Source organism: Stappia sp. WLB 29, assembly GCF_023507705.1.
GTDB lineage: Bacteria > Pseudomonadota > Alphaproteobacteria > Rhizobiales > Stappiaceae > Stappia.
On sequence record NZ_JALBGD010000017.1, the window covers coordinates 1 to 21797 of the forward strand.

Annotated in this window: 29 protein-coding genes; all 29 read right to left on the reverse strand. The window is 67.2% G+C overall.

Annotation, left to right across the window (positions count from 1 at the left end; translation table 11 throughout):
* Nucleotides 1-53 precede the first annotated feature (53 nt).
* Nucleotides 54-449 carry a hypothetical protein gene (locus MNI96_RS21090; RefSeq protein ID WP_249696408.1) on the reverse strand — a complete coding sequence of 132 codons (396 nt, stop codon included), beginning with the start codon at nucleotides 447-449 and terminating at the stop codon, nucleotides 54-56.
* Nucleotides 449-727 carry a hypothetical protein gene (locus MNI96_RS21095; RefSeq protein WP_249696410.1) on the reverse strand — a complete coding sequence of 93 codons (279 nt, stop codon included), beginning with the start codon at nucleotides 725-727 and terminating at the stop codon, nucleotides 449-451. The genes MNI96_RS21090 and MNI96_RS21095 overlap by 1 nt, the downstream gene beginning before the upstream one ends.
* 195 nt (nucleotides 728-922) lie before the next feature.
* Entirely contained in the window at nucleotides 923-1843 is a 921-nt protein-coding gene (locus tag MNI96_RS21100; protein WP_249696411.1) for a lysozyme, read from the reverse strand.
* 77 nt (nucleotides 1844-1920) lie between these two features.
* A complete protein-coding gene (locus MNI96_RS21105; protein ID WP_249696413.1) occupies nucleotides 1921-2169 on the reverse strand; it encodes a hypothetical protein in 249 nt (82 codons plus the stop codon).
* Between the two features lie 46 nt (nucleotides 2170-2215).
* Nucleotides 2216-2533: a DUF7936 family protein gene (locus MNI96_RS21110; RefSeq protein ID WP_249696415.1), complete on the reverse strand. Its 318-nt coding sequence runs from the start codon at nucleotides 2531-2533 to the stop codon at nucleotides 2216-2218.
* Nucleotides 2534-2557: 24 nt separating this feature from the next.
* Nucleotides 2558-3265 (reverse strand): phage tail-like protein, encoded by a 708-nt coding sequence (locus tag MNI96_RS21115; protein WP_249696417.1) that lies wholly within the window; start codon nucleotides 3263-3265, stop codon nucleotides 2558-2560.
* Nucleotides 3266-3341: 76 nt separating this feature from the next.
* Complete coding sequence (locus MNI96_RS21120) at nucleotides 3342-3860, reverse strand: hypothetical protein (protein WP_249696419.1); 519 nt, start codon at nucleotides 3858-3860, stop codon at nucleotides 3342-3344.
* 2 nt (nucleotides 3861-3862) lie between these two features.
* Nucleotides 3863-4123 carry a hypothetical protein gene (locus MNI96_RS21125; protein ID WP_249696421.1) on the reverse strand — a complete coding sequence of 87 codons (261 nt, stop codon included), beginning with the start codon at nucleotides 4121-4123 and terminating at the stop codon, nucleotides 3863-3865.
* Nucleotides 4124-4125: 2 nt separating this feature from the next.
* On the reverse strand, nucleotides 4126-4674 hold the full coding sequence (locus tag MNI96_RS21130) for a hypothetical protein (protein ID WP_249696423.1): 549 nt from the start codon (nucleotides 4672-4674) through the stop codon (nucleotides 4126-4128).
* Nucleotides 4674-7319, reverse strand: coding sequence for a phage tail protein (locus tag MNI96_RS21135; protein ID WP_249696519.1), 2646 nt, complete (start codon nucleotides 7317-7319; stop codon nucleotides 4674-4676). Before MNI96_RS21135 ends, MNI96_RS21130 begins: the two co-directional genes overlap by 1 nt.
* Entirely contained in the window at nucleotides 7319-7774 is a 456-nt protein-coding gene (locus MNI96_RS21140; protein WP_249696425.1) for a DUF6950 family protein, read from the reverse strand. The genes MNI96_RS21135 and MNI96_RS21140 overlap by 1 nt, the downstream gene beginning before the upstream one ends.
* Nucleotides 7771-8358, reverse strand: a complete 588-nt coding sequence (locus MNI96_RS21145) for a hypothetical protein (protein WP_249696428.1) — start codon at nucleotides 8356-8358, stop codon at nucleotides 7771-7773. Before MNI96_RS21145 ends, MNI96_RS21140 begins: the two co-directional genes overlap by 4 nt.
* A gap of 1 nt (nucleotide 8359) precedes the next feature.
* The gene (locus MNI96_RS21150) at nucleotides 8360-9001 is read right to left on the reverse strand and encodes a hypothetical protein (protein WP_249696430.1); all 642 of its coding nucleotides are present in this window, start codon (nucleotides 8999-9001) and stop codon (nucleotides 8360-8362) included.
* A 4-nt stretch (nucleotides 9002-9005) separates the two neighbouring features.
* Complete coding sequence (locus MNI96_RS21155; protein ID WP_249696432.1) at nucleotides 9006-11213, reverse strand: tape measure protein; 2208 nt, start codon at nucleotides 11211-11213, stop codon at nucleotides 9006-9008.
* Nucleotides 11206-11331 (reverse strand): hypothetical protein, encoded by a 126-nt coding sequence (locus tag MNI96_RS21945; RefSeq protein ID WP_283776620.1) that lies wholly within the window; start codon nucleotides 11329-11331, stop codon nucleotides 11206-11208. The genes MNI96_RS21155 and MNI96_RS21945 overlap by 8 nt, the downstream gene beginning before the upstream one ends.
* 56 nt (nucleotides 11332-11387) lie before the next feature.
* Nucleotides 11388-11753, reverse strand: coding sequence for a gene transfer agent family protein (locus tag MNI96_RS21160; protein WP_249696433.1), 366 nt, complete (start codon nucleotides 11751-11753; stop codon nucleotides 11388-11390).
* Nucleotides 11753-12208: a phage tail tube protein gene (locus MNI96_RS21165; RefSeq protein WP_249696436.1), complete on the reverse strand. Its 456-nt coding sequence runs from the start codon at nucleotides 12206-12208 to the stop codon at nucleotides 11753-11755. Before MNI96_RS21165 ends, MNI96_RS21160 begins: the two co-directional genes overlap by 1 nt.
* Nucleotides 12209-12282: 74 nt before the next feature.
* Nucleotides 12283-12711 (reverse strand): DUF3168 domain-containing protein, encoded by a 429-nt coding sequence (locus MNI96_RS21170; protein ID WP_249696438.1) that lies wholly within the window; start codon nucleotides 12709-12711, stop codon nucleotides 12283-12285.
* Nucleotides 12708-13184 (reverse strand): HK97 gp10 family phage protein, encoded by a 477-nt coding sequence (locus MNI96_RS21175; RefSeq protein ID WP_249696440.1) that lies wholly within the window; start codon nucleotides 13182-13184, stop codon nucleotides 12708-12710. Before MNI96_RS21175 ends, MNI96_RS21170 begins: the two co-directional genes overlap by 4 nt.
* Complete coding sequence (locus MNI96_RS21180; RefSeq protein ID WP_249696442.1) at nucleotides 13184-13525, reverse strand: head-tail adaptor protein; 342 nt, start codon at nucleotides 13523-13525, stop codon at nucleotides 13184-13186. Before MNI96_RS21180 ends, MNI96_RS21175 begins: the two co-directional genes overlap by 1 nt.
* A gap of 4 nt (nucleotides 13526-13529) precedes the next feature.
* On the reverse strand, nucleotides 13530-14048 hold the full coding sequence (locus MNI96_RS21185; protein WP_249696444.1) for a hypothetical protein: 519 nt from the start codon (nucleotides 14046-14048) through the stop codon (nucleotides 13530-13532).
* A gap of 14 nt (nucleotides 14049-14062) precedes the next feature.
* On the reverse strand, nucleotides 14063-14656 hold the full coding sequence (locus MNI96_RS21190; protein WP_249696445.1) for a head-tail connector protein: 594 nt from the start codon (nucleotides 14654-14656) through the stop codon (nucleotides 14063-14065).
* 2 nt (nucleotides 14657-14658) lie between these two features.
* Nucleotides 14659-14970 carry a hypothetical protein gene (locus tag MNI96_RS21195; RefSeq protein WP_249696447.1) on the reverse strand — a complete coding sequence of 104 codons (312 nt, stop codon included), beginning with the start codon at nucleotides 14968-14970 and terminating at the stop codon, nucleotides 14659-14661.
* 68 nt (nucleotides 14971-15038) lie between these two features.
* Entirely contained in the window at nucleotides 15039-15479 is a 441-nt protein-coding gene (locus MNI96_RS21200; RefSeq protein WP_249696449.1) for a hypothetical protein, read from the reverse strand.
* A 78-nt stretch (nucleotides 15480-15557) separates the two neighbouring features.
* On the reverse strand, nucleotides 15558-16829 hold the full coding sequence (locus MNI96_RS21205; RefSeq protein ID WP_249696451.1) for a phage major capsid protein: 1272 nt from the start codon (nucleotides 16827-16829) through the stop codon (nucleotides 15558-15560).
* A gap of 10 nt (nucleotides 16830-16839) precedes the next feature.
* The gene (locus MNI96_RS21210; protein WP_249696453.1) at nucleotides 16840-17685 is read right to left on the reverse strand and encodes a head maturation protease, ClpP-related; all 846 of its coding nucleotides are present in this window, start codon (nucleotides 17683-17685) and stop codon (nucleotides 16840-16842) included.
* The gene (locus tag MNI96_RS21215; RefSeq protein ID WP_249696455.1) at nucleotides 17682-18971 is read right to left on the reverse strand and encodes a phage portal protein; all 1290 of its coding nucleotides are present in this window, start codon (nucleotides 18969-18971) and stop codon (nucleotides 17682-17684) included. Before MNI96_RS21215 ends, MNI96_RS21210 begins: the two co-directional genes overlap by 4 nt.
* A gap of 8 nt (nucleotides 18972-18979) precedes the next feature.
* Complete coding sequence (locus tag MNI96_RS21220) at nucleotides 18980-20689, reverse strand: terminase large subunit domain-containing protein (protein WP_249696457.1); 1710 nt, start codon at nucleotides 20687-20689, stop codon at nucleotides 18980-18982.
* Nucleotides 20676-21170: a hypothetical protein gene (locus MNI96_RS21225; protein WP_249696459.1), complete on the reverse strand. Its 495-nt coding sequence runs from the start codon at nucleotides 21168-21170 to the stop codon at nucleotides 20676-20678. Before MNI96_RS21225 ends, MNI96_RS21220 begins: the two co-directional genes overlap by 14 nt.
* Between the last annotated feature and the right edge of the window lie 627 nt (nucleotides 21171-21797).

The window sequence follows — 21797 nt, forward strand, 5'->3', positions numbered from 1 at the left end:
GCCCGGCGGGTCGACCCGCCGGGCTCGCGCATGTCCGCCGCATCTCGTGTCGCCTATCGTCCGCCCCACCCCCTTATTGCCCCAAGGATCTTGTCCCAGTTGCTGGCCGTCCAGACGGCCATCACCATCACGCCGCCGCCGATCCACCACAGGGCGCGCGCCAGCTTGCCGCCCGTTTCCAGCTGCACCTGGCGCTTATTATAGTCGTCGACGGCCGGCTCCATCCGCTCGACCCGCGAGGACACGTCTCTGATCTCGCTCGCCGCCCTGTGCTGCTCGTGCCGCAGGTCTTCCAGCGCCTGATACACCGCCTTGCGGCTCTTGGCCGACGAGTCCCGCTCGCTGCGAAATTCGGCCACCATCGCCTCGACAGTACCCGTCAGCCGTCCGACCGACATTGTCAGGTCCGTGACGGCCTTGCGGATCCCGTCGCTTTCGGAATCCGCCATCACCACCCGCCCCCGCTCGTCGCCGCGTCATGCCGGGCGCACTCCGACCGGGTCCACACGCCGGCTCCGCAAAGGCCGGCGGCCGTCTCGTCGATCGCGTCCTGATCGCGCGGGCTTGCCCCGCGCGCACCGACCAGCGACGTGCCGACGATCAGCCGGGCCGAGCCCTTGAGGTCATCGCGCTGCGCACTCGTCGTCTGCGAGCCGCCACATGCCGCCACGCTCAAGGCAAAGACGACGCTGCACGCGAGCCCTGTCCGCTTCAGATGCCAGTTCATTGATTGCCGCCTCCGTTTCCCGTCTCGCCTGCTCCAGCGCGCTTGCCGCACCGGCATCGCTGCCCCGCTGGTATTGCCACTCGCCATGCGCCCACAGCGCAGCGGCGGCGATCAGACCGGCCAACACCAGCCGGCCGGCCTCGCTGCCCAGCAGCCACCGCAGGGCCGACCACGCCACGCCTGCCAGGGCGCCCATCAGCCGCCCCGAAACAGGTTTTCGACAGCGCCGCGGACGCCGGCCGGCACGGCGGCCCAGATGCGGCCGCGGTTGACCCAGGCCAGATAGCCGAGCACCGCGAGCGCACCGGTCGTGCCGAGGGCATAGGCGATGGTCGTCCAGTCGACATCCGCCACCTGCTCCGCAGCGACACCGGTGGCGCCGGCCGCCGGCGCCATCACCTTGGCCGCGGTGCCGGCACTCTGCGCCGTCAGCCGGCGCTGCGCCGTCGAGCGGCTGGCCGGCCCCCAGATGCCATCGACGACGAGCGGCGGATTGTCCTGCTGGAACTTGCGGATTGCCGCCGGCAGGTCCGTGACCGGATAGCCGAGCTGAGCCAGCATCTCGCCGGCCTCGGCTGCCGCATCGCCGCGCGCTGCAGCGCTTCGCGCAGCCTCGCCGCTGGCGGCCCGGCCATCGCCGTAATCGCCATCGCGCAGCAGCCGCGCCTCCTCCCGGCGGCGACGCACCAGCCCGGCCAGCTTGCGCCCGCCAGCGGTGTTGTAATTGGCGCCGAGGATGTTGGCCGCCCCGCTCACGTTGCCGGCCTTGAGCGCAACAGCCCATCGCCAGGTCAGCGCCCGCGGACCGAGGTTGAAGGCGACCGAACAGGACGCGTCGTGCTGGTGCTGCGGCAGCGGGCCAAGCACCCGCGTCACCTCGCGCCCGTATTCCTCGTCGATCATCTTGCGCAACAGCATGTCGGCCGTGGCGCGGTCGATGGTGTCGCCCATCATGAGGCCTCGACCATACCTGGCGCGCCAGTAGTCGGCAAAGATCCGGCTGCCCATGGTGAAGCCGTAACCGATGGTCAGCACCCCCACCGGGTCCTTGTAAGCCCGGCTGACGAAGCCCTCGTGCCGGGCGACGAAGGCAAGTCCCCTATCGCTGATCTGCATGTTGTCCGCCTCTTGAAACGACAAAGGGCCGCCCGCCGGCAGCCCCTTGGTCTTCAGTCCGTTGTGATGTCGCCCCGTCAGGCTTTCGCCTTCTCCGGCGCTGCCTTGGCCTCGCCGGCCGCCTTGGTCAGCCGCTCGTTGTCGGCCTTGAGCCGCGCGATCTCCTCCTCCAGCATCGCCTTTTCGGCGAGTACGCGGGCGATCTCGCCGGCATAGTTGGCCGCCTTGGCCGCCATCTCTTTCACGATGTTGCCGAGGTTGTCGTAGGCTCCGTTGATACGGATCGAGTTGAGGTCGAGCGGCTGGCCGCCCTGCGGTGTCGTCATGTCCTGTCCTTTCATTGGTGCGGGAAATCGGTCCGGAGCGGTCGGCTCACTCCCAGGGCACGGCGCGCGGCACCACGGCCGGCGCCTGCTGGTCGGCGATCAGATCCGCAATCGTGGCCTCGGCTGCGGCCATGTCCATCGCGTCGGCCAACCAGTCGAGAACCTGAGCCTTGGTCAGCGTGTCGTAGTCGCTGAAGGCCTCGGGGATCGGATCCGCCATATCGGCAGCCCCGTAGATCTCGGCGCGGTGCTCGCCCTCCTCACCGGCGAGGCGCCAGTGCACACAGGTGACGACATCCGCCAGCTCGCCCACGCTCGGCGCGGTGTCCAGCCGCTCGATGGTCCATGTGTAAGTGATGCTCATGATCGCTCCTTGTCCTCGGCGGCGTCAGTGCAGGTCGGTCCATGCTCCGCCGGCGCGGACCTGCAGCTTGTTGGTGCTGGAGTTGTAGAGGACCAAGCCATTCGGCGGGCTGCCGATCGCGTCGCGCTGCGCCGTTGTCATGCGCGGCGGCAGAAAGCCCCGCGCCGTCGATGTGATGTCGAGCGCAGCCGCTGCGTTCGGGCTGCTGGTGCCGATGCCGACACCCGTCGCCGTGACGCGCATCGCCTCGCCGGCCGATGAATGAAAGATGGGTCCTCCTGCGCTGTATCGGATCTGATCGTTCCGCCAGAGCTGCCCGACGCTGTCGTGAAATACGACTGAGGTCACGGCGTTCGCCAGAAAGTCATTGCGGATACGGCCGGACCCGCCAACATGCAGCGCTGCGGAGGGCGCGACGCCGACGCCGAGAAATCCCCCGACGGACAGACCGGCTGCAAATGTCGCAAATCCCGTGCTCCTGCTGACGCTGAGCACGTCGGTGTAATCCACCGCCGCGCCCGTCGGCGAGCGCTGCAGCGCGAAGGCATCCGCCCCGAACTGCCCCAGGCGCCAGCGCTCGGCGCCGCCCTGCTGGATGACCACCGCCGCCGTGTCGCCGGAGCCCCCGCGGTCGAGGGTCAAGAGCTTGCTGTTGCCGCTGACCGACAAGACCCCGTCATAGGCCGCCAGCAGGCTGTTGAGCCTGTTGAGAATGTCTTCTTCGGTCGCCACGGTGGCACCTCTTGCGCGCATGAAAAAGCCCGCTCGCGCGGGCCGGGAAAAACGGGAGATTGGGAAGGCCGAAGCGTCAGTTGAAACCGCCGACGGCGATGACATAGTCGATGGTCGCGGCCGGCAGGTTGAAGCCGAAGCCCTGCATGCCGGTGCGGCCTTTCACCCCATGGTCTTCGACCATCACGAGTTCGTTCGACTGGATTTCCAGGGTCAGATACTGGAGATGCGTTTGAACGTGCCGCCACCCGACATTGGCCACGTTGTAAAGCGGCGCGCGCTGGATGGTCACGAGCGAGCCGCCTATCGCCATCCACTCGCGGTTCCAGATCTGCTGGCTGTCGAGCTGCATCTCGATCCGGATCATGCCTTGGGCGAACGTCGAGCCAGCCTTCAGCGGCCCACCGGAGAGTGGCCAGATCCGTTGCCCGCGATAGTCGTCCTGGTTGGCGTTGTTGCTGACCACCGGCAGGTTGAGCGTGCCCGCAAAAATGTCGGTCAGGTACATCGCGCTTTCATCGGAATCGAAGGTCTTCACACCTGCGCCGCTCCACATCCGGAGCCGGCCGGCGTCGAGCACCACGCTTCCTGCCATGGTCAAACCCCCGTGGGTAGTGGCGGACGGTCGATCTCCATCACGTATTCTCGCGACGACCAGCCGAGCCCTGCGACGCCGAACGACGCAAAGACCAGGGCTTGCCCATAAGGACTGTACTGAGGGTCGAAGGTTCGGCCGAAATAGATCGGGATAGATGTCTCGCCCGCGTTCAATCGGATATGGCGCGTCTCATTGGTGACGACGGTCTGCCCGCCCTGCATGTAGAACTCTGTTGCGGATAGCCTGAAGACATCTGGCATGATCACACCGGCAGAGCGAAGTTTGTGATTGCGACCTCGTAGTCGAGCGCGTACTCGAACGTGTCGAAGGGGGTGAACCCAGGGCTGGTGCCCAGAAGGACCGTGACATCGGTGATGGTGATGTGCGTTTCGTCAACACCGAGCTGGATGTTCTTGTGGACGTATTGACCCCCATAAGGTTCCTGCTGCGAACTCCCGATTTGCAGCGTCCCCGAAAACGGCGCCGGGCCCGTTACCAGTGGCAGCGGAAAGAGCATCTCGCCCTCGGTGTTGATGGCGCGCAAATTGAGCACCTTGCCGAAAATGAGAGGGGCATATCCGCGCCCGTGCGGGTGTACCGGGTAGATCTTCTTGCCGCTGGCGTCATAGCCGCCGGCCGTGAGCGTCACTGTGCCGCTGATGACCTCAGACCCCACGATGTAATTCAGCGCCGAGTGGAACAGGACACGAGAGATATCCGCGTGCGGGTCGGCCTCGATGGGATCGGATTGCGGGCCGCGGTAGATCGCGACCTTTCCGTCCGGCAGGACGGTGGTAATCAGGTCTGTCATCAGCTCGTCACTCTCAAAATGCCGTTGTCCAGGTCGAACATCACCTTGCCGTTGGCGCTTTGGAGCACGCCGGCCGTGATGATGTTCGCCGACAGGGTCGGGATCACCGCCTCGTTGACGTAGAGCACACCGTCGACGAACAGGAATGGCCTCTGCGCCTGCCCGGTATTGGCCGGGTTGACGATCCAGAAGCTGTTGGCCTGGATGCCAAAATCGACCACCGGCGAGCCGTCGAGCGGCTGCAGTCCGGTGATCGTGAACCCACCGACCACGCCGCCGACCTGCACCGCCACGCCGTAGCGCGCTTCCACGCCGTCGATTGCCTCTGCCAGCACCGTCACGTCGGACGTGAGATCGTCCACCGTCGACTGCACCGCCGTGATGGCCGTGGCGCGCGCGCCCGCTTCCGTCGCGACCGCATCGTCGACATAGGTGATCGTCGCGCGGGTCGACAGCTCGGCGGTAAACGTCGCCTCCAGCGCGGTGGTGGACTGCACCCGCGCCTGCGTCTCGTCTGCGATCAGCAGCAGCGTCTCGGTAAACCGCGCCGTTGTCCGCAGGCTCTCCCGCTGTTGGGTGTCGACCTGAGCCCCCGCCAGCGTCGCCTCGGTGGTGATGCGGTGCAGCTGCTCGTAGATCGAGGACCGCAGGTCGCCGAGCGTATCGCTCGCCGGCACAGTCGCGCCGGTTGCCTCGTTGTAGAGCGCGCCCGCACTTTGCACCCGCCACTCGCCGCTGGTCTCGATCTGCTGCCAGTTCGACCATGTCGTGCGGCGGATCGGCACCGTGGTGATGGTGACGCGCACTTCGTAGTCGGTGCCCGCCATCAGGCTGCCGGCGATGGTGATCCCGTCCCAGTCGCCGCTGGCCGGCCGCGTGCTGCTGCGCCGCTCGCCGGCACCCGTCTCGCCGACCCGGCGATATTCCACCTCGACACTGCGGATCGTCTCGTCGGTGATCGGGTCCCAGCCCACCACCAGCGCCGGCACCGCCTGCCCGCCCTCGCCCTCCACCGTCGCCGTCTGCAGCGTCAGGCCGGAGACGTTCGTCGGCCGCGCCGGCAGGCCCGGCGGCGTCGGCGGCAGCGGCACGGTGGTCAGCGCCCCGGCGGTGAAGATCGAGGCTGACACTTCCTGCAGCGACAGGAAGATAAGGTGCCGATCTGTGTCGAGCGTGCGGTCCACCACCTGAAATGTGACGGTGCCGTAGCGGGCCGAGTCCCAGACGACCCAGTCGCCGGGCTCCAGCCGCCACCACTTCAGGCCGACCGGAATGCGAGCCGTCCGCTCGTGCCGATTCCGCTTTAGCGCAATGGTGGCGCAGCGCTGCGCCTGCGTGCCGCTCGGCATCTGCGTGCAGTCGAGGTCGGAGGGCAGCGTCGCACCCCCGTCCGCCGCCTTCATGCCGGCATCGCCGATGACGGCCGGATAGTCCTGCGGCTGCCAGCCGGCGGCCGGGTCCAGGAACTGCCCCCACACCTCGTTGACCAGGTCGAAAAAACTGCGGTTGTTGCTGTGAGACAGCGCCGCCGTCGCCGACAGGTCGGCATCGGTGATCGTCGCCACCGGCACCTGCGCCGCGCCCGCCTGGATGCCGTGATAGCCCGGCCCCTCGATGCGCTGGCCGGCCATGGCCTGCACCATCCGCTCGACGGCCTGCCCGTATTGCGGGCTGTCGTCGACGATCAGCGACAGGCGATAGCGCGGCTCGGTTCCGCCGCCGGGCACCGACACCGTTTCGTCGCAGACATTGGCCGCCGCCATGAACTGCGCCGACAACAGCCGGTAGCGGGCGCGGCCCATGCCGATCACCCGCTGGCCGTTCACATAGATCCCGGCCATGAAGTTATAGAGGCAGACCGCCGGCGCCTCGGAAAACTCCCAGGTCGACGGATCGTCCCAGCGATGCGAACCGCTCCCGCCCGCCGTCGTGTCCTTGCGCAGATCGTAGAGCCGCAGCCCCCGCACCACGAAGGTCAGCAGGTTGCCGTTGAGCAGCCCGGCGAAGGATTCGACGGACGCGGCATAGTCCGCTTCGATATGAACATAGGCCTGCCCCCGGCCGCGATGCGCGGCGGTCCACCGGCCGGACGGGTTTGCCGTCGCCACCAGTGTGGCATTCGACGCCTGGTCCGGCCGCCCGTCCCAGAACGTTGCCCACAGGCGCCGGGTGCCGCCGTCATCCGGCAGCGTCACCGCGTATTTGGTCCACCCCGTGCCGCTGTCCACCTGTGTCAGCGGCAGGCTTTCGGTATCCAGCAGGATTCCATCCAGCCCGTCGCACCACCCGGCGGACACCACATAGACCTGATCAAGCCGCTGGTTCACCGAGCCGCTGGTGTTGATATAGACGAGATGCCCCTTGGTCGCGGCGCGGCCGAAGATCGCCCGCTGGTACACGTCGCCGCCGAGCGTGACATCCGCCTCGTACCCGGCCGGCGGCTGCGCCTTCTGGCGCGGGCGCAGCACGTTGCCCAGGAGCTGCAGACCGACGCCGACGCCGATGGTCAGTACGGCGGACGCAATGGTCGCCGCCGTGCCGGTCAGCCCGACGGCCGCGACGATGGCGCCGATGACCGGCGCCGCCTCGGCCGGCGTGCAGGCGATCAGCACCAGCGCAAGAACAGCGACGAGAGAGAGACGCATCACGCCCCCACCTTCCAGACGACCGACAGGCTGAGCGTCGGCACCCTGACAGTGCCCTGCGGACCCTTGCCCCAGGCATCGGCCCCGGCGACGACGCAGGCGCAAGCGACACGAGCCCCTTCGGGGTCCATGACCTCGACAAGGCCGATATCGCCCCGCCGCGCCAGCGACGCCGGCACCCGGTCGAACACCGCGTCATAGGCATCCGTCAGCCATGCAAAGCCGCGCTTCCGGAACAGGCGCAGCGCGCCGATGCGAGTGGAGTAGCGCCCGCGCTCGTCCGGATAGGGATCGACGCCGACGACGGCCATGACGCAGTCCATGGCCAGCATGTGGCAGTCGCTGCCGCCTCGCCTTCCGCCCCATTCGAAGGGGCGGGAGGCATGGCCCGACAGCGCCGCGATCAGGCGCTCTTCCCAGCCGTCGAGCCGGGGCGCACGGGAAAGTCCGATCATTGCGCCCCCCACTTGTAGCGGGTGACGGCCGTCGAGCCGGCATGTTCGAAAAACGGATCGTCGACGCCGCCGGCAATCGCCTTCTGCGTCTCTACCCCGCGCTTGAGATAGCCGGCCTTGCGCAGGTCCGACTCGCCACTGCTGATCCGCGCGACCAGCGCATATCCGCCAGCCGGATCGTCCTCGGTGTCCAGCACGTCGAATATGCCTTCCGACATCGACAGCGGCACCGAGCCTTCCAAGGCGCCGGTCTCCAGCGAGAACAGGAAGCGCAGCAGCAGCACCGGCCGTCCGCGATAGCCATAGCCGCGCAGGCTGCCGAGAATGTCCGGCGTCAGTTCGCTGTTCGGCACGGCGGACAGGCGCAGGGTGAAGGCAGCCTCGTCGCCGCCCGTCGATGTCGTCGGATCGTCGATGGCGAGGATATCGCCGGCGCCGACGAAGGTGACGCCGTTCCACGCGAACTCGCCCTCGCCCCACCACAGCCCGTAGGTCCCTTCGGCGAAGTCGAAGAGGATGGCGTCGCGGATGCCGTATCGGCCGCTGTCCAGCAGCGCCTGGATGTCATTCGGAATGGACTGCATGTCAGGTCAGCCGCTGATAGGCTTCGATGGTCATCGGCAGGCGCTCGTGCGCGCGCTCGCCGGACCAGGTCTGCAGGATGAATTTCGCCTTCGGCCGGTCGAGGTTCGCGACCGCCGCCGTGGTGAACTGCGAGGTCATGATCTTCGGTTCCACCGTCAGGCTGGCGACCCCGGCCGTGGCGGTCACATCCTCCATCGCCATGTGCAGCCCGTAGCGCCCGTCTTCGACCAGGCCGATCATGTCGCCGGCCTTGAAGGCAAAGCCGGTCGGCAGCGTCGCCAGCGTCAGCCCGGTGGCGGAAATTGCAGTGACGGTCGCCGTCCCGTCGAAGGCGCCGCCGCCGTGACGGGTCAGCCCGTCAAAGCCGCCTCGATACATGCGCGGCAGCGGACGGTTGCGGCGCCATGCCAGGAACTCGCGCGCGCCGCCGAGCAGGCTTTCCAGGAAAGCCTCGATCTCCTGATAGGTCGCATCGTCCACCGCGCCGAGGTTCCAGGCGATGCGCCAGCGCGGTTGCGCCACCTCGATCACATCCTCGGTCCCGCCGCGAAACCGGTTGACCTGCATGTACCGGTCGAGCCGGAAATCCTCTCCCGGCACGCGCAGCACGGCCGGCAGATCCCGCGGAAAGGTGATTGCCATCGTGTCAATCCTCGAAGCCGGGGCGGGTGCTCATGCGCCTTGCGCGCCCCGCGGCGTCCCGCGCGATGCGGGGCACGGCGCGCCGGTTGTTCTCGCCGACGATCTTGACCGCCTGCCCCCTCGCCTCGGCGAGGATCGCCGCCTCGAGGCCCGGCGACAGGCTGATATGCACCTGAGATGCCGCGCCGCCCTGCTGCGCCGCGACCTTGCGGATGTCGGTTTCGCCGGGGTTGAACAGCGGCGGCGGCGGCGATCGACGGTCCATCGGGCTCGGCATGTTCCGGTCGAGCGTGGCCGCGGCCTTCTTCGCCCCCGGCGTTTCCTGCAGGATGCCGGGGATGATCGTGCCGCCTAGGAGTCCGCCGCTCCCGCCGCGGGTGCCGTTCATGCCGAACAGCGTGTCGAGGCCGACATTGAGCAGCCGCGAGCCGACATCCGCGAGCGCATCGGCAAAGGCCTCGGCCGCGTTCCGTCCGGCAATGAGATCGTCGACGATGTTGCCGACCGACTGCCGCAGCGTGTCGCGCATCTCCTCGGCATTGGCCACCGCCTCGGCCTGGCTTTCCGCCAGCTTCTGCGCCTCGACGCTCGCCGTGGCATAGGCTTCGGCGGCCGCATTGATCTGGGCTTCCAGCTCCGGGCCGACCTTGACACCGGCCTTTTCGGCGGCGGTCAGCAGCTCGCGCCGCGCTCGCGCCTTCTCGACCGCGTAGCCGTAGTCGTCGACCAGCGGGTTCAACCCTTTGCGCACATTGGTCTCGTCGCGCAGCGCCTCGGTCGCCTCGCGGATCTGGGCAAGCTCGCGCTGATAGGCGTTGAGCTTGCCCTTCTTGTCGTCTCCGGTGACCTTGTAATCGTTGATAGAGACGGTCTGCACGCCGCTGCTGCCGCTCGGTCGGGTCGGCGGCAGGGGCGGCGGCGCACCCGCGGGCGAAGGCGGCGCATCGGCAAGCGGCGGGCGCACGCTGGAGCCGGTCAATCCGCCGCGTCGAGGCCCGCCGCTCGTGCCGGTCTCGATCTCGACAAGCCTTCTCTCCAGCTCGGCAATGTCTCGGTCAAGCGCGGCGGCAAAACCGTTCTGAATTGCCGTCGCGCTCAGGTTCTGCCGCTCGGCCAACTTCTCTTCGAGCTGCCGAACAATATCCTGGCCAGCCGCCGGCACCATTCCGCGTTGCGCGGACAACTTTCCGAATGTGCCCTTGATCAGGCTCGTGCCTTCGAGGAAGTCGTCCAGCTCCTGCAGGCCGAGGCCGTTGCGCACGGCTTCCTTGAAATCCTCGACGGCCTTCCATGCCCCCGATATCGCACCTGTCCATTCCTGAATCGGCTTGGTGTTGTCGCGGAAATAATCGCCGACCGCCCGGATCACCTCTTCCATGCCGCCGAGCGTGTCGCGCAACGTCTCGCCGGCACCGGTCGCGTCGTCCATCTTGCCGGCCGTGTCGATCAGCACGTTCTGCAATCGCACGAACTGCTGCGACACCGTCGTCTCGGCGCTGGCGACGCGCTCCTCCAGCGTCACCGCGCCGGCCTGGAACGCCCGAAAGAACGCCTCCGAAGAAACCTTGCCGTCGGTCACCAGCTTTCGCAGCTTGGAGACCGAGCCGCCTGCCTCTTCAAGACCGGCAGCTGCCGCCTGTGCGATCGGCAAGGCGCCTTCCAGGATCGCGTTAAATTCTTCCGCCCGGATGATACCGGAGCCGAGACCCTGCGACAGCTGCAGCAGGGCGCCGCTGGCTTCTTCGGCCGACTGTCCGGAAACCCGCAGCGCCAGCGCCACCTTGTCGGTGAAGTCCAGCAGTTCGGCAGTGGTGACGTTCAACTCCTTCTGGACGATGGCCGCGCGGCCGTAGAGCTGCACCAGCGACTCCAGCGGCGCCGCATTATTCTGCGCCGACTGGAACAGCCGGTCGTAGACCAGTGTCAGCTCGTCGCCCGCAAGGCCGGCCGCCTTGAGCGAGTTTTCGACGCGCGTGGCCGCATCGGCAAAGCGCGTGGCAGCACGCACCACCTCGACACCGGCGAAAGCGCCGAGCAGCCCGCCGCCGACCCGCCGCAGTCCTTCGGTCAGATTGCCGTTTGCCTCGTCGAACCGCTTTTCGATCTGGCGAAGGTTCTTCATCGCCTCCCGGTTCGCCTTGTTCATGGCGCGCTCGAACTTCGTCACCTGCGCCTCCAGCGAGACGATCAGACGCTGTGTGTCGTCAGCCATCCTCGAAGCCTTCCACGCCCATTGCGGCGAGCCGAGCGGTGCTGATCTCGCGCCGCGGCTTCACCCCGTTCGCCTCGCTCCAGCCGGCGACCGCCCACCGGAATTCGGCAAGCGTCATGCAGCCGACCGGCTGCATCAGGACGCCCGCCCATTTGTAGATGTCGCTCCAGCGGATCAGCCCGCGCGGGTGCGCTTTCGCGTCCCGGTCGCCGGAGCCTTCGTTTTTCCCCGGTCGGCCTCGTCGCCGCTGTAGAGCGCGGCCATCATGATCGCCTGCGCGGTCAGCACCGACGCTGTGAGCGGGCGGTCTTCCACATGCCGCGTGACCATCTCGCGCGCCTCGGCCTTCGCCATGCCGCCGCCTTCGAGACCGAGGCGGATAGGCTGGATCACGTCGTCGACGCGCCATGTCCCGTCGCCGAGCCGCTTGAGCACATGCGCCGGCCCGGCATCGCATCGGTCCTGCAGCGCGCGCAGCAGGTCGATGGTGAGCAGGAAGGGGTGTTCCCCTCCTGCCCATGTCAGATCGATGGCCCGCATCAGGCCGCCGCCGTCAGCGTCGGCGTAGACTTGAAGGTCAGCTGGATATCGGCCGAGACCTGCTGCCCCTTCTCGCGCGCATTGTTGAGCTGCGTCAGCAGGCACGGACCGCTTTCCGTAGCGATGTCTCCGGACGCTGCGGCGGCATCGGTGACACGGGCGTTGAGCGCCTGGCCGCTATAGAACCAGGTCTTCATCTTGCCCTGGCTTCCGCGCGCCCAGAAGCCCGTCCCGCCCACAGTGACGTCGATGGACCGGACGCTGCGCGTGACATCCAGCGGCAGGCTTTCGTCCTCGCAGTCCGCCGGCGTCTCGCTGGTGTCGACATTTGCCGAGCGGTTGATCTGCACGCCGAGCAGTCCGCAGATCTTGGTATAGGTGCCGGGAGTTCCGTCCGGGTCGAACTCCACCTCAAGGACCATTTCCTCGAATTCCTCAAAGACAGGCGCTGCCATTCGACTCTCCATGCGCTGGCGCCGCCGGAAAGGCCGGCGGAGCTGGGGTCATTGCTTCTGAGTGTGATTGCCGGTCAGTCCGGCTCTTCGATATGGGCGGTGACCTGCACCACCCCGTGCGTCGTCGCGCCGTTGCGCTCGGTAAAGACGCGCACCAGCTCGACCCGCAAGCCGCTGACGGCGACGGTCTCGCCGACCAGCCGCGCCCGGCGCAGCCGACGCCGCACCAGGTCGGTCAGCGTCGATCCCTCGATCGATCCATAGGCGTCGGACCAGATGTCGACCTGCACCGTGGCGGATACCGCGTCGATGCAGTCGGCATCCGCATCCCGCAGATCCTTGCCGGCCACCCGGATATAGGCCGTGCGCGTGCTGCCGTCCGGCGCCATGAACGGCGATTCCTCCGGCACCCGGTCGTAGACATTGGCGGCAATCGCCATGATCTCCGGATCCGCCAACAGATGGTTGCGGATCAGGTCGTGCAGCTCGACAAGCGCCGTCATCTGCCACCCTTTCCGAAGGCGCTGCGGATAGCCCGTCCGATCGCCCGCGAGGCCTTGCCTTGCACCAATCGTCGCAGTGCGCGATAGGCAGGAAAAAAGAACGGTTGTGCCTCCGCACCGGGATGCTGTGCACCCTCGAAAAGCCCTCCGGCGAGGTGCGGCGCGGCCCCGAACTCGACAAGGTGCGGGTAGCGCACGCGGTCGTTGCCGGCGGTGATGATCGCCTCCGTCTCGCCCGCCGTCCTGCTGCCGCCCGGCTGGCTGTAGGCCGGCGTGGTCCCGCCCGGCCCCGTAACCTCTATGCTGCGCTTGAGATCGCCGTCATCTTCCGGCGCAAGGGAATACATCAGCTCCGCCATCTCCTGCGCCCCGTCGAGCGCGGCAATGCCGGCGGCCTTCTTTGCCGCATCGGGGATCGTGCGGCCGAGCTTCTTCTCCAGCTCCACCAGCCCCCTGATCCGCACCTTGGCCATCAGTCCGCCTCACCCCCAGCCTCGACCATCATTTCCAGGAATGCCCGGTCGCGCGTCAGGCGCGGCGGCTCCTTGACCTTCCACACCGTGCCGTCGTCGGCATCGACCGCTCGCCACCCGGCGGTGATCGAGCGCGTCGCCTTGCAGGCCCGAACCTTGACGATGCCAGACGAGCGGCCGGCGATGCGCCCGGCAGTCACCGTTTCGCCGCCCTTCAGCAGCATCACGCCGGCCCATCTCGTGAAGCACGCGACCCAGCCGGCGCGCGTGTTGCCGTGGCCGTCGTCGACCGGACGACGCTCCTCGAAGGTCAGCCGGAAGTCGAGATCTCCGGCGCTCATGGCGTCAGGCGCTCCGCGCCGCCAGGGCGATCTGGTAGGTGTTCGCCGCGCCGGACCCGTTGGCGATGCGGATGATGTCGCCGGTGCCGGCCGTCACCGTGCCGAGCCCCGCGGCAGCGCCGGCAAACAGCACCACACCACCGCCCGGCGCAATCGGGCCGAGCGTCGGTGCAGTGCCACCGAGGAAGCCGAGGAACGGGTTGGACCCGCCGCCGATGGTTAGTGCGGTGGTGTTGGCCGCCCCACTTCTCGGCTGATTGATCAGGTAGAAGATCACCAGCTCGGCCGCGTCGATGGTGGTGCCGTAGACATCCGCCAGCGCACCCGCTAGGTCTATGTCGTCGGTGCCCCCGCTGGCGACGGTGCGCTCCTTGAAATACGGCAGGTCCGCCTGGTTGACGCCCGTGCCGTTGGTCAGCGACAGGCGCTTTTCCATCACCGGGGTGAAGCGCGGGCCGCCGAAGTCGTTGTCGCCGCTATAGACGGCCGACAGCTGGGTGATCAGATCCATGCTCAAGGTCATGACCGGTCCTTCCGTTACACGCCGACTCGGCGATAGGGAGCGATCAGCGACGCCACGCTGAGCGGAAGCGCGCTGGTGATGTTGCCGACATTCACGGCCTCGCGGTTGCGATACCAATGCGCGACCAGCAGCAGCGCCGCCGTGCGCAGCGCATGCGGCACCTGCTCGGCCGCCCCGTACCCTGCGACCATGTCGACGCTCATGGCGTCCGCCCGCTTGGCGAGGCTCGGCCAGGACGCGCCGTCGCGCAGCCGGATCATCGACGACCTGGCGTCCTCGACCAGTTCCCAACCGTCGGCGGCGAAAGTCTGCGGCGCGTCGTCCGGATCGTAGTAGGTGATCTCCGCTTCACTGACGGCGCCGAAGGGCAGCCGCAGCACGCGCCCCGCCGGACGGCAGGCAAGGGATTGGCGCCATGTCTGCGACACGAGACAGCGGCCGAGGATCCCGGACCAGCCGTCGAGATGATCCGTCGCGGCCTCGATCATCGAGGTGATCAGCGCGTCGTCTTCCTCATGGTCCACGCGCAGGTGCTGCTTTGCCGAGGCGAGCGACACCATCGGTTCGCTCGGCGCCACGAGGCGCGTGGGGGCCTGCGCGTGGATCATGGTCACTTGTCCGCGGTATCTTCGCCGCTGCCCTCGCCGGCAGGGTCGTTCTGCGCCTCACCGTCATTGCCGGCGGCCGGGTCCTGGGAAGCGGAGGCGGGATCGTCTTCGCCGGTCTTCTCGCTGTCGCTCTTGGCGGGCTTCGCCTTCTTGGGCGAAGACTTCCGCGAGCTGGCGCCCGCTTCCTCGGCCCATCCTTCCGACACGGCCACCTCGGCGAGACTGCCGGTGATCTCCTCTCCGACCTCGATCTGCCGGGTCATGACCTCATTGTCCGGCCGCCCGGGAAACTGCTTCGTCACGATCGCTTTCATGTTCTGCTCCACCTTATTCCGGCACCGCGCGAACGCGGCACCGGATGGAGTTGCTGACTGACCGGCCGTCAGGCCTGGTCGACTTCGGGAGTGTCGGCCCCCTTCATCTTCAGCACCGTCGCCGCGATGGGTGTGCCGCTGCCATGGGTGCCGGAGAAATCGGCCAGCAGCTTCAGATAGCGGCGGCCGCCCTTGTAGCCGAAGCGATACACGGCGGCGGCGGCGTGCTCGGCCGTCAGCGCCTTGATGATGCCGCCGTCGCCGACGGCATCGAGGCCGAGCATGTCGGCGACGGTCACGGCCTCGTAGGTCGCGTCGTCGTCGGAATGCGTCAGCTTGAACTCGATCTTGTTGGTGCCGGAAAAGGTGATGCCACCGATGCCGACGGCCAGGATGATCTCGGCCGCCTGATAGCCCTGCAGGTCGATGGCCGGCGGGGTGTTGTCTGCGGCGAGTACCGCGGCGCCGATGGCCACGGTCGCCAGCATGTGGGAATGCACGTCCTTCATGGGTCTGGTCCTTGAGTTCGCGGGAAAGCGCGCGGGCAGCAATCGCCGCCCGCACCTGGTCGATCCGCTGCGCCGGCGTCAGCCGGTCGCGCACTTCAGCAGCTTGATGGCCTCGAAGTTCGCCACGCCGCCACCGACGCGCTTCGTGGTGTAGAAGAGGACATACGGCTTGGCGCTGTACTCGTCCCGAAGCACCCGCACGCCCTGACGATCGACGATCAGGTAGCCACGGCGGAAGTCGCCGAAGGCGATGGGCAGCGCGTTGGCGCCGAGCGCCGGCATGTTGTCGTCGGTATAGACCGGCTTCTGCAGGATGGTCGGCACCTCGGCCGCAGCCGTCGGCGGCGCCCAAAGGTAGTTGCCGTCGCCGTCCTTCATCTTGCGCACCGCCGCCATCACGGGATCGCTCATCAGCCACGAGGCCGAGCCGCGATAGCCCTGCTTCAGCGCGTAGTAGAGATCGATGAGCGCGTCGGCCGGGTTGCTGGCGGCAAAGCCGGCGGCACCGCCCGTCACCGTGAACCCCAGCTTGCCCCAGGCATAGGAGCTGTTGGCCACCGTGTCGTAGGACAGCAGCCCGCGCGGACGCTTCACACCACTGCCGGAGATGTAGGCTGCGCCCTCCTGCTCGGCAAAGGCGATGTTCACCTCGTCGGCCAGCCATGCGGCGATGTCGACGATACCGTCGTCGAGCATCGTGCGGGTGGTCGCCGGCATGGCGTAGAGCTCCATCACCTCGAAGGCGAGTTCGCGCAGCGTCGGAGTGCTGGTTTCCGGCCGACCCTCTTCCTCGCCGACCCAGCCGGAACTGGCCCCGCCCATATTGACCAGCTTCTTGTAGGTCTGGGTGCCGATCGGCATGACGGTGGCGAGCTGTCGCATCACCGACACCGTGCCAAGCACCCGGTCGATGGTGCTCGACACCTCTTCCGGCACCAGGTAGCCGCCATCGGGATCGGACTGCGTCGTCAGCTTGGCCTTGACCTCGAGGTCGCGCAGGCCATTCTGCTCGCCCTTGCGGAAGTAGGCCTTGAAGGCATCGCTGTGCTCGCGCTTCACCGGGTCCGCCGCCTCGCCGGCCCCGCCGCCGACCTTGAGCGCGGCCAGCGCCTGGTTCACGTCGTCCAGCGCCTTGGTCAGCTGCGTGACCTCGGCATTGATGCGGTCGACCTTCTCGGTCTGCACCACATCGGCGAACTTGGCGTTGATGTCCTTCAGCTCCTTGTCGCGCTCGTCCTTGAACGCCTTGAACGTCTGCTGCAGTTCGGCGAGGATCTGTGCCGCATTGCCGGCATCGGCGCGCACGCCGACAAGCCCGCGGGCGCGGGCATTGAGATTGATCATGCTCATGGCATGTCTCCTAGATGGTCCGGATGGTCTCGATCAGCTGCGCGATGGCAGCCGGGGAAAGGCCAGCGTCCTGCATGGCCGGAGGGGCAGCGTCATGCGTGCCCCGGAATGCTTCGCCCATCAGCCGCCGCCGCTCGCTGCGGGGCATGCCGGTTGCGGCGAGCGCGGCATCCAGCCGGCGCTTGCCGTGGGCGGATGTGGTGGCGTCGGGCTTCTCGTCCTCGGCCTTGAGCCCGTCGTCGACGCTGTCGGCAAAGCCGCGCGCGACGGCGTCGCTCGGCCCCATGAACGTTTCCGCGTCCATCAGGCTGACGATCTCCTCGCGCTCGATGCCGGTGCGCGCCTCGTAAATGTCGGTGATCGCGCTGTCGAACCCGTCGAACAGCTCGGCCGCATCGCGCATGTCGTGCCGGTTCCCGATCACGACGCCCCATGCGTTGTGCACCATCATGAAGGTGCCGAGGCCCATGCGGATCTCGTCGCCGGCCATTGCGATGATCGACGCGGCGGATGCGGCCCAGCCCATCACCTCGATGGTCACCTTCGCCGGGTGGTCCCGCAGCAGGTTGTAGATCGCGATACCCTCGAACATGTCGCCGCCCGGCGAGTTGATCTTGACCGTCACGTCCTTGTTGCCGATGGACCGGAGTGCGCCGGAGATCCGCTTGGCCGTGACACCGCCGCCGGTCCACCAGTCCTCGCCGATCACGTCGAACATGGTGATGGTCGTGTCGCTCTCCTCGCCCGCGGCAAGTGGGCGCTCGGCCCACTTCGCCAGCACGTCGGACGGCGCATCCCACTGGAAATTCTGCGGCCGGGTGATGCCTTCGATCTTCGGCAGCTTGCGCAGGCTCATGACGATTGCTCCTCATCCAGCGGCGGACCGCCATTGTGTCCGATGCCAGCCGCGTTCGGTGGGTCGTAGTAGACATCACCGCCCTCGCGCGGGTTCTGGTCTTCCAGCGCGCGGATCTCGTTCGGGCTGGAAACGCCCCACTGCAGCGCGCGTACATGCGCCTCCCAGCGGGCCTTGAGATCGCCGCGCACCAGGGCGGCACGGTTGAAGCGGGCATAGACGTCCGGCTCGTCATCGCCGACGAGATGCGCCGTGATCGTCTGTTCCCAGGTGGTGAAGTCGTCTTCCGCGCCGAACGTGACGAAGCCCTGCGTCTGCGCCTCGACGCCGGTGCCCCAGCTGGTCGACTTCTCGGTGTCGCCGATCATGTGCGGCGGCACCCCGAAGAACATGGCGATGTCGGTGCGCGAGAACTTGCGGCTTTCGATCCACTGCGCATCCTCGGCCGTCATCGACAGCGACTTGGGCTCCATGCCCTCCTCGAGGATCAGGAACTTGCCTTCGCTGTCGCCTCCGGCCCGGTAGCTGTCCAGGCTGGCACGCAGGTTCTCCAGCGCTTCCGGCGACAGCTTTTCAGGATGCGTCAGCGCACCGGCGGTGCGCGCCGCATTGCGGAACATGCTGCCGCCGTGATCCTCCATCGTCAGCGACAGGCCGATGGTCTCGCGCGCATAGCGGATGACCGAAACGCCCGTCACCCCGTCCAGCGACAGTCCCACCAAGTGGAAGATGTCGGACTGCGCGAACGCGACCTTGCGGCCGTCTCGCCGCGTGTAGGTGTAGGTGAGCGACAGATCGTCGAGCTGCTTCACCTGCATCCGGTCGGGATGCAGCGGATGCAGCGCGATGACCCGGCCGCGGGACCGCACCACCTGCGCAAAGGCATTGCCGCGCAGCAGCAGGTGGGCCTGCATCATCCGCATGAACTGCGACGGCGTCTGCCACCGGTTCGGCCGGCGCCGGAACAGCGTCCACAACGGGTGGTCGTGCGCGTCCTCGCGCGTCCGCTCGTCCACCCTGCGCTTGATGTGCAAGGGCAGGTTTGCCACCACACCGGAGCGCAGGCGGACGCAGGCGAAGACGGCGGCCACCCGCATCGCTGTTTCGGGCGTCACCGTCGCACCCGACGCCGACACGCGGCCCGAGCGCATCACCTCTTCCAGCTCCTCCGGCGTGGTAATCAGCACGCCTCCGCCCCTGTCCTGGACGGCGTTGCGCGGGGCAACGGAGCGCGAAGCGGCGTCGGCCGGCGCGCGGGCGCCGAACCAGTTCGACCAGAAAGCCATGAGGTCTCCTAGAGAACGAGGGCGCCGCGCGTCTCGTAGACCGATGGTCCGCCAGCCGCTTCGGGGTTGAGGAACATCAGCATCGAGGCATTGAACAGCGCCATCAGCAGGTCGATCTTGCCGGCGCCGCTGACCTCTTTCGTCACGATGTAGTTGCTGCCCTTGAGGACCTGCTTGGCGTTGCCGACGCACCAGGCCATGATCGGCTGGTCCCCGTGCAGGAACCGCCGGTCTTCGAGTTTGAGCGGCACCGAGGAAATTGCCGTCTGCAACTTCCAGCCCTGCGCCACCGCCTGCACCAGCGGCTGGTGCAGCTCTTCATTTTCCAGCGCGTCGAGCAACAAGGCCACGCCCGCACTGTCGAGGCCGATTCCTCCCGCCTCAGGCAGGAGGCCGCTGTCGAACACGCGCTTGCAGATCGCCGCAGCGCTGGCCGCCTGATCCTCGCCGGAGGCGGCGATCTCCAGGTCGCCGCATTCCTCGAACTGCCGCAGCTCGCCAGCAATGCTCTTGCGCCGCTCGAACACCGTAGCCCGTGCCCAGGCCTTGCCCCAGCCGAGCCATCGCTTGGTGACGCGCTCGCGGCCGATCACATAGAGCCCGGCCAGGTCGTCGGCGCCGCCCCAGTCGATGCCGATGGTGCAGACTTCCGAGCGGGCCAGCAGGTCGTCCAGTCCAGTCAGGCTGTCGTCGATGCAGCCGGCCCAGTGCAACGCGCCATCCCAGCTGTCGCCGCTGAGCCCCACGCCGATCTCGATGTTGAGATGCTGGCTTGCCCAGATCTGTTCGGCCTCGACCGTCGCCGTTCCGTTGTTCGTGTAGTCGTCGATCAGTGCCTGTGCATCGATCGAGCGGTTGAGGTTGGGCAGCAGCAGCGGCCAGTTGCCGGAGTCGCGCCAGAACTTCTCGTCGAGCTGCTTCTCGACCGGATACTCGTAGAGCACCGGCAGCATGATCGGCGCCGGCCCCGCCTTGCCGTCCCGGATCTTGCGGGCCTTGGAAAGCTCGGTTGCCCAGATGCCGGCGGGCCGCTCGTCGGATTGCGTCGTGATCATCAGCAGCCTGCCGCGCTGCTTGGTGATCGACCCGCCGCGAATCTGCTGCATCACCTTTGCAGCCTTAGGCTTCTTCCCGAGTTCGTGCACCTCGTCGATGAACGTGATGAATGGGATCTCGCCCGTCACGATCGTCGTGTCGAAGGTCTTCACTTCCAGCTGCGTTCCCGTCTTCCGACGGGTGATCGACTTCAGATGACTCTGAACCTGAAACAGTTTCTTCAACCGCTCGTCGAGGCCGATCATCCCTTCCGCCTGGTCGAACAGCCGGTCGGAGATGTTCTGGCTCGGCCCCACCACCAGCATTTGCCGGTTTGGAACGTCGAAAACCACAAGCGCGGTAAGTGCCAACGCCGCCACATAAGTGGTCTTGCTGTTCTTCTTCGGGACCATGCACAGCAGCTCCCAGACGATGGGCTGCAGGGTCTCCGGGTCCTCCGACGCCAGAAACGCACACATGATCTCGATGAACCATTCGCCGCAGGCCTCTCCCATCGTCGGAGTGCCGGGCACGTCCGGCAGCTTGAGGCGACGGAAGAACGCCTTTGCCTTGGCGGCCAGCCGCTCGTTGACCGGCACGTCCGCCATCGGCACGCGGCCCGCCTGGATGCGCTCCCACCAGTCGGGACAGGCGAAGAGTGGCAGGTCTTCAGTTAAGCGCACGCGACACGGCCTCCGCCTCCGCGTCCAACTCCTTCATCAACAGATCTTCCGCCTCCAGGGCCTGCAGCTTCTGCTGGTCCTTCTTGCCGGCGGCCGGGCTCGGTGTTGCGGTATCCTTCTTGGCCGCCGGAGCAGCGAAGGCGGCTTCCGCGAGCATGGCGTCGTTCCTGTCGAGCAACCGGCCGACCTCGCGCATGGCGCCGACGTTCCCGGCCACGGCCGCCTTCCAGGCCAGCTCGAAGCGCCGCGCCTCCATCCTGTCCCGCGCCGCCTCCCTCTGCCGGAGCTCGAAAAAATAATGCTTCCGGAGCGTCGGCAAGGTGATGTTCAGAACGGAGGCAATCCGCGCGTTCGACCAGCCGAGGGCCAGTAACATACTGACGCGATTGCGAGTTTCCGGCGTAACCGCATGCTGCGGCCGCCCGCGCCGCGGGGGCTCGTCCAGCATCGGGTTGCCGAAGAGGTCCAAAACGTCGCTCACAGGAAAAAAATCCCCGAATGAGATGGGCGCGGGTACGGGATCTGGGTGGGTTCCAGCCTTTTACCCCCCCCCCCGAGGGGTGTTGCATAACCGCCACAGTCGCANCTCGCTCCTCGCGCTGGACGATGCTGTCGTGCGCGGCCTTGCTTACCGTCTCTAGATTGCCGAGGTCCCAGAACAGCGCGGCATCGCCGCCATGCCGGCGCTTGTGATTGGCCACGGGCGCGGTCGGATCGTTTCCGGTACCGGCGCAGATGACACCGGTGCGCTGGCAGATGTAGCCGTCACGCTCGAAGCACTTGAGGCGCAGCTGGCGCCAACGCGCGGTGCGATACCACGAGCGCCAAGGCGTCAGGGCCTCGCGCTGCTTGTCGCGGGCGCGCTCGTCGCCGGGCGCGTAGCCAAGGCGCGGGGTCGCCGGCGAGAGACGCGAGCCGATGCTCTTAAGCCTGCCCATGGCTCGCGCCCTTCCGCTTCTGACGCTTGAAAGTCAACGAGCCCAGCCGGCCCGTTGAATTATCTGCAAATTGAGGGCAGAGCAGCCCGCCCGCGCCATCTGCAATCGCTTCATCAGGGTGATTGCAGATGAGCTAGCCGCACCTCTGGACAGTACGCAACGTCAGAAGC

Excerpts from the sequence above, each read along its gene's own strand:
- MNI96_RS21090 (WP_249696408.1), bottom strand. The coding sequence starts at position 449 with ATGGCGGATTCCGAAAGCGACGGGATCCGCAAGGCCGTCACGGACCTG.
- MNI96_RS21095 (WP_249696410.1), bottom strand. The coding sequence starts at position 727 with ATGAACTGGCATCTGAAGCGGACAGGGCTCGCGTGCAGCGTCGTCTTT.
- MNI96_RS21100 (WP_249696411.1), bottom strand. The coding sequence starts at position 1,843 with ATGCAGATCAGCGATAGGGGACTTGCCTTCGTCGCCCGGCACGAGGGC.
- MNI96_RS21105 (WP_249696413.1), bottom strand. The coding sequence starts at position 2,169 with ATGACGACACCGCAGGGCGGCCAGCCGCTCGACCTCAACTCGATCCGT.
- MNI96_RS21110 (WP_249696415.1), bottom strand. The coding sequence starts at position 2,533 with ATGAGCATCACTTACACATGGACCATCGAGCGGCTGGACACCGCGCCG.
- MNI96_RS21120 (WP_249696419.1), bottom strand. The coding sequence starts at position 3,860 with ATGGCAGGAAGCGTGGTGCTCGACGCCGGCCGGCTCCGGATGTGGAGC.
- MNI96_RS21125 (WP_249696421.1), bottom strand. The coding sequence starts at position 4,123 with ATGCCAGATGTCTTCAGGCTATCCGCAACAGAGTTCTACATGCAGGGC.
- MNI96_RS21130 (WP_249696423.1), bottom strand. The coding sequence starts at position 4,674 with ATGACAGACCTGATTACCACCGTCCTGCCGGACGGAAAGGTCGCGATC.
- MNI96_RS21135 (WP_249696519.1), bottom strand. The coding sequence starts at position 7,319 with ATGCGTCTCTCTCTCGTCGCTGTTCTTGCGCTGGTGCTGATCGCCTGC.
- MNI96_RS21140 (WP_249696425.1), bottom strand. The coding sequence starts at position 7,774 with ATGATCGGACTTTCCCGTGCGCCCCGGCTCGACGGCTGGGAAGAGCGC.
- MNI96_RS21145 (WP_249696428.1), bottom strand. The coding sequence starts at position 8,358 with ATGCAGTCCATTCCGAATGACATCCAGGCGCTGCTGGACAGCGGCCGA.
- MNI96_RS21150 (WP_249696430.1), bottom strand. The coding sequence starts at position 9,001 with ATGGCAATCACCTTTCCGCGGGATCTGCCGGCCGTGCTGCGCGTGCCG.
- MNI96_RS21155 (WP_249696432.1), bottom strand. The coding sequence starts at position 11,213 with ATGGCTGACGACACACAGCGTCTGATCGTCTCGCTGGAGGCGCAGGTG.
- MNI96_RS21945 (WP_283776620.1), bottom strand. The coding sequence starts at position 11,331 with ATGACGCTTGCCGAATTCCGGTGGGCGGTCGCCGGCTGGAGCGAGGCG.
- MNI96_RS21160 (WP_249696433.1), bottom strand. The coding sequence starts at position 11,753 with ATGCGGGCCATCGATCTGACATGGGCAGGAGGGGAACACCCCTTCCTG.
- MNI96_RS21165 (WP_249696436.1), bottom strand. The coding sequence starts at position 12,208 with ATGGCAGCGCCTGTCTTTGAGGAATTCGAGGAAATGGTCCTTGAGGTG.
- MNI96_RS21170 (WP_249696438.1), bottom strand. The coding sequence starts at position 12,711 with ATGACGGCGCTTGTCGAGCTGCACGACCTGATCCGCAACCATCTGTTG.
- MNI96_RS21175 (WP_249696440.1), bottom strand. The coding sequence starts at position 13,184 with ATGGCCAAGGTGCGGATCAGGGGGCTGGTGGAGCTGGAGAAGAAGCTC.
- MNI96_RS21180 (WP_249696442.1), bottom strand. The coding sequence starts at position 13,525 with ATGAGCGCCGGAGATCTCGACTTCCGGCTGACCTTCGAGGAGCGTCGT.
- MNI96_RS21185 (WP_249696444.1), bottom strand. The coding sequence starts at position 14,048 with ATGACCTTGAGCATGGATCTGATCACCCAGCTGTCGGCCGTCTATAGC.
- MNI96_RS21190 (WP_249696445.1), bottom strand. The coding sequence starts at position 14,656 with ATGATCCACGCGCAGGCCCCCACGCGCCTCGTGGCGCCGAGCGAACCG.
- MNI96_RS21195 (WP_249696447.1), bottom strand. The coding sequence starts at position 14,970 with ATGAAAGCGATCGTGACGAAGCAGTTTCCCGGGCGGCCGGACAATGAG.
- MNI96_RS21200 (WP_249696449.1), bottom strand. The coding sequence starts at position 15,479 with ATGAAGGACGTGCATTCCCACATGCTGGCGACCGTGGCCATCGGCGCC.
- MNI96_RS21205 (WP_249696451.1), bottom strand. The coding sequence starts at position 16,829 with ATGAGCATGATCAATCTCAATGCCCGCGCCCGCGGGCTTGTCGGCGTG.
- MNI96_RS21210 (WP_249696453.1), bottom strand. The coding sequence starts at position 17,685 with ATGAGCCTGCGCAAGCTGCCGAAGATCGAAGGCATCACCCGGCCGCAG.
- MNI96_RS21215 (WP_249696455.1), bottom strand. The coding sequence starts at position 18,971 with ATGGCTTTCTGGTCGAACTGGTTCGGCGCCCGCGCGCCGGCCGACGCC.